Here is a 574-nt window from a genome sequence, read left to right as displayed (position 1 = left end):
ACCCCCGAGGCGATCCCGCCCGGCGTGGCCGACACGCTCAACCAGATGCTCCGCAAGGACGTCGAACCCGGCTACGGCGGCCAGACCGGCCGGCGGGCGTACGTGCCGGGCCACCAGATCGCCGGGAAGACCGGCACCACCCAGGAGAACGTCTCGGTGGCGTTCGTCGGCTACACGCCGGAGATCGCCGCCAGCGTGATGGTGTTCAACCCGAAGGAGAACGAGGACGTCGGCGGTTTCGGCGGGGGCAAGGGCGCCACCATCTGGCACGACGCGATGGCGCCGATCCTCACCGCCCGCGGCAGCGCCGACTTCCCGCCCGCCGACCCCGAGGTGGTCCGCGGGAACACCGTCCGGGTGCCGTCCTGCGACGAGCCGCTGGCGTGCCAGGACGTACTCGAGGACGCCGGCTTCCTCCACCGGGTCCACCGGGTGGACAGCGACCTCGCCCCCGGCGCGCTCGTGGGCACCAGCCCGCCCGCCGGCCGGTCTGGCCGCCGTAGCCGGGTTCGACGTCCTTGCGGAGCATCTGGTTGAGCGTGTCGGCCACGCCGGGCGGGATCGCCTCGGGGGT

General features: G+C 73.7%; 1 protein-coding gene. It reads left to right on the top strand.

All coding sequences use genetic code 11. The annotated features are described in order from the left end of the window. On the top strand, nt 1-537 hold a 537-nt coding region (locus E9565_RS21960), incomplete at its 5' end, for a penicillin-binding transpeptidase domain-containing protein (protein ID WP_255726433.1). Nucleotides 538-574: the final 37 nt, after the last annotated feature.

The sequence above is a fragment of the Blastococcus sp. KM273129 genome (assembly GCF_021698995.1).
Classification (GTDB): Bacteria; Actinomycetota; Actinomycetes; order Mycobacteriales; family Geodermatophilaceae; genus Blastococcus.
This window is presented reverse-complemented; position numbering and strand designations above follow the sequence as displayed.